This window comes from Streptomyces longisporoflavus (genome assembly GCF_014649775.1).
Lineage (GTDB): Bacteria > Actinomycetota > Actinomycetes > Streptomycetales > Streptomycetaceae > Streptomyces > Streptomyces longisporoflavus.
This window is the reverse complement of record NZ_BMTR01000084.1, coordinates 1-4,641: the sequence shown is the minus strand read 5'-3', so window position 1 is coordinate 4,641 and position 4,641 is coordinate 1. Positions and strand designations below refer to the sequence as shown.

Sequence of the window (4,641 nt, the reverse complement as noted above, 5' to 3'; positions counted from 1 at the left end):
GCGGCGTGACCGTCCGGCAGCGGAGGCACTGGTGGGTGCGCTGGCCCAGCTGCATGTGCGGGGCGCCGCCGTGGACTGGGACGCGTTCTTCGGTCCCCGCCGCCCCGTCGACCTGCCCACCTACGCCTTCCAACGCCAGCGCTACTGGCTGAACACCCCCCACGAGACCACCACCGCGAGCACGTCGGACCACCCGCTGCTCGACGCGGTGATCGACCTGCCCGCTGACGAAGAGCACGGCGGAGTCGGCGGCATAGCGGCCGGCGGCCGTCTGTCCTTGCAGCGCCACCCGTGGCTCGCCGAGCACGTGGTCCACGGCGCCGTCCTGGTGCCTTCGACGGTGCTGCTCGAAATGGCGGTGTGGGCGGCACGCAAGGCGGGCTGCGACATCATCGACGAGTTCACCCTGGAGGCACCGCTGGTGCTGTCCCGGACGGCCGACCGGGACATCCGCGTGGTGATCGACGGCAAGCACGTCATCAGCGTGCACTCGCGGGGCAAGGGCGAGACCGAGTGGACGCGCAACGCCGTGGGCGTCGCCGGGGCCGACACCACCACAGACCCCGCCGGGGAAAGCCTCGTCACATGGCCCCCCGTGGGCGCGGTCGACGTGCCCTTCGAGGACGAGTACGCCAGGTTGTCCGACGCCGGCTTCCACTACGGGCCCCTGTTCCGTGGACTGAAGCAGGTGTGGCGCCACGGCGACGCCCTGTTCGCGGAGGTGGAACTGCCCGCGGCCGAGGGCGCCGAGCCTGGCCGGTTCCGGATTCACCCGGCGCTGCTTCACGCCGCGTTGCTCCCGGTCGGCCTGGCGCAGGTCGTCGACGACTCGCGGCCCGAGGGCTGGCTGCCGTCCCGCTTCACGGGCGTCCGCGTGCACCCCGCCGAGGCCACGGGACTGCGTGTCCGCCTCGCGCACACGGGGGAGAACGCGCTGTCCGTGACGATCGCGGACAGCAGCGGCGTACCTGTCGGCGGCATCGCAACGCTGACCCTGCGGCCCGCGGACGTCGCGAAGCTGACCGAGCTGAGCTTCGACCACCAGGACTCGCTGTTCCAGGTGGAGTGGGCTCCTCTCGCGCTCACTCCCGCTCAAGCCACCGCACGGCAGCCGGAGTTCGTGACGGACCTCGACGAACTCGCCGCCACCGATGCGGAGATACGGGAGATACCCCCGGTCGTCATCGCCACGATCGACCGATCGGACGGAAACGACACACCCGCCGCCGCCGAGCGGAACATCCACCGCGTGCTGCGGTGGACGCAGGACTGGCTCTCCGACGACCGCTACGCCGAATCGCGCCTGGTCCTCGTGACGCGCAAGGCGATCCACGACGAGCAGGTCCCGCACACCGACCCCGCGGCCACCGCGATATGGGGATTCGTACGCTCGGCGCAGACCGAGAACCCCGGCCGGTTCACGCTCATCGACACGGACGACGAGCCGGGCTCGGAAGCCTGCGTCCCGGCCGCAGCCCAATCCACGGAACCCCAGCTCAAGATCCGGTCCGGCACCGTCAGCACACCCCGCCTTGCACACGCCCGCGGTGGCCCGGCACAGGACGCTCCGGTCGCTCCGGACCTCGGCGGCGGCACGGTACTGATCACCGGCGGCACCAGCGGCCTCGGCGCGACGCTGGCCCGCCATCTCGTGGAGCGGCACGGTGTACGCAGCCTCGTGCTGACCAGCAGGCGAGGCCAGGCGGCTCCGGGCGCGGCAGAGCTGCGAGAGCAGCTGACCGCGGCAGGGGCGGCGCAGGTCGAGATCGCGGCATGCGATGTCACGAGCCGTACGTCCGTCGCCCGGCTGCTCGACGCGGTGCCGTCCGGGCACCCGCTGACGGCAGTGATCCACTGCGCGGGCGTACTGGACGACGGAGTCGTGGAGGCGCTGACCGAAGACCGCGTGGACGCCGTCCTCGCACCGAAGGTGCGCGGCGCCTGGCACCTGCACGAGCTGACCAGGCACCTGGACCTGTCCGCGTTCGTGCTGTTCTCCTCCGTCGCCAGCGTGCTCGGCACGGCGGGACAGGCCAACTACGCCGCGGCCAACGCGTTCCTCAACGGCCTCGCGGAAACCCGCAGGGCCGAAGGCCTCCCCGCAAGCTCGCTGTGCTGGGGCTTCTGGGCCGAACGCAGCGGCATGGGCGGCGAACTCGGCGAGGCGGACCTCGTACGACTGCAACGACAGGGCGTACAGGCGATGTCGTCGCACGAAGGGCTCGCTCTCTTCGACGCGGCACTCTCACGCGACGAACCGGTACTGGTGCCCGCACGGCTGAACCTCCCGGCACTCGGCGCGGCGCAGGCCGGCCACGGGGGATCACCGCTCCTGCGCGCACTGGCCGGGACGACGTCCGGGGCAGGCGGCGGAACGGGCGGCCGGCAGGACGCCGGCATCCGGCTCACGCAGCAGGTGCGGTCGCTGCCGCAGGCCGAGGCGGAGGCAGCGGTGCTCGACGCCGTCCGCGCGCAGACCGCGCTCGTTCTCGGCCACGCCGACACCAGGAAGATCGGTCCCTCCGTGGCCTTCAGGGAACTGGGGATCGACTCACTCACGGCGCTTGAGCTGCGCAACAAGCTGGCGGCGATGACCGGCCTGAAACTGCCCGCCACGCTCACGTTCGACTACCCGAACCCGAGCAGCCTCGCGCAGTTCCTGTACGAGGGCATCGCCCCCGACGCCGGTACCGACCCCGCGTCTCCGGCCGACCACCTGGCCAAGGAGATCGAAGAACTGGGCGCCCGCCTCGAGGGCGCGTTCCTCGAACTCGCGGCGGAGGACCAGACCACCATTTCCACTTTGCTCGGCGAGCTGCAGGGCCGAGTCCGTTCGATGGCGAGCGCCGGATCACCGGTGGCCGTCGTCGACCAGATCAGTTCGGCCTCAGTAGGAGAGCTTCTCTCGCTGCTGGACAAAGAGCTCGGATAGGGAGAGCGATGACGACGAACGATGGCAACGCTGATGTTCTCGACTACCTCAAGCGGACATCGATCGAACTGGTCGAAACACGCCGGCGCCTGACCGCGCTGACGGAGGCCGCAGGCGAGCCCATCGCGATCGTGGGTGTCGCCTGCCGCTTCCCCGGCGGGGCGGCCTCCCCGGAGGCCCTGTGGGACCTGGTGCGCTCGGGCGCCGACGCCGTGTCGGACTTCCCCGACGACCGCAACTGGGACCTGGACGCCCTGTACGACCCGGACCCGGAGCGGCCCGACACCAGTTACACGCGCTCGGGCGGGTTCCTGCACGACGCGGGCGAATTCGACGCCGAGTTCTTCGGGATCAACCCGCGCGAGGCGCTGGCCGCCGACCCGCAGCAGCGGCTGCTCCTGGAAACCTCGTGGGAGTCCTTGGAGCGGGCCGGCATCGACCCGCAGACCCTGCGCGGCAGCGACACCGGCGTCTTCGCCGGACTCGCCTACTTCGGCTACGGAAACCACTTCTCCACCCCCGAGGCCATCTCGGGCTACGCGCAGACCGGTTCGCTGCTGAGTGTGGCATCGGGCCGGATCGCGTACACGCTGGGCCTTGAGGGTCCCGCGGTGTCGACCGACACCGCATGCTCGTCCTCGCTGGTGACGGTGCACCAGGCGGTGCAGTCCCTGCGGCAGGGCGAATGCGGCCTCGCACTGGCCGGTGGCGTCACCGTCATGGCGACGCCGCAGGTGTTCCGGGAGTTCTCGCGGCAGCGGGGTCTGTCGGTGGACGGGCGGTGCAAGGCGTTCGCGGAGGCGGCGGACGGTACGGGCTTCGCGGAGGGCGCGGGTGTTCTCGTACTGGAGCGGCTCTCGGACGCGCGGCGCAACGGGCGCCGCATCTGGGCCGTGGTCCGCGGCTCGGCGGTGAACCAGGACGGCGCGTCCAACGGCCTCACCGCACCGAACGGCCCGGCGCAGCAGCGCGTGATCCGGGCGGCGTTGGCCAACGCCCGCGTGCAGGCGAACGAAGTCGACGTCGTGGAGGCGCACGGCACCGGCACGACACTGGGCGACCCCATCGAGGCCCAGGCCCTCCTTGCCACCTACGGGCAGGAGCGGGACCCCGGCAACCCGCTGTGGCTGGGTTCGCTGAAGTCGAACCTCGGCCACACACAGGCCGCCGCGGGTGTCGGCGGCATCATCAAGATGATCATGGCGATGCGGCATGGGGTACTGCCGCAGACGTTGCACGTGGACCGTCCGTCGTCGCACGTGGACTGGTCGGCGGGAGCGGTGGAGCTGCTGACCGAGGCCAGGGAGTGGACCAGCGAGCCGGGCCGCCCCCGGCGTGCGGGCGTGTCCAGCTTCGGAGTCAGCGGCACGAACGCGCACCTGATTCTTGAGGAGGCGCCGGAGGAGCAGGAGGCCCCCGATGCGGAGGTTCAAATACCCGCGCCTGTAAGCGGGTTGACTCCCTGGGTCGTATCGGCACGCTCCGAGCAGGCGCTGCGGGCGCAGGCCGAGAAGCTGCGGGAGTTCGTTGCCGCTGACTCCGGTGCCGATGTCGCCGATGTGGGCGCCTCGCTGGTGTCGAGCCGGGCGGCACTTGAGCAGCGTGCGGTCGTGCTGGGGCGTGACCGGGGCGAGCTGCTGGACGCCCTGGGCGCGTTGAGTGATGGCGCGGAGAGTGCCGCGGTGGTGCGTGGTGTCGCGGGGGAGCTG

The 4,641-nt window shown here is 71.3% G+C and carries 2 protein-coding genes; both read left to right on the top strand.

Annotated elements, in window-relative coordinates; all coding sequences use genetic code 11:
* On the top strand, positions 1–2,932 hold a 2,932-nt coding region (locus IE226_RS43355; RefSeq protein ID WP_190087047.1), incomplete at its 5' end, for a type I polyketide synthase.
* Between the two features lie 8 nt (positions 2,933–2,940).
* Positions 2,941–4,641 (top strand): type I polyketide synthase (locus IE226_RS43350; RefSeq protein WP_190087046.1); only part of this gene is annotated, 1,701 nt, incomplete at its 3' end.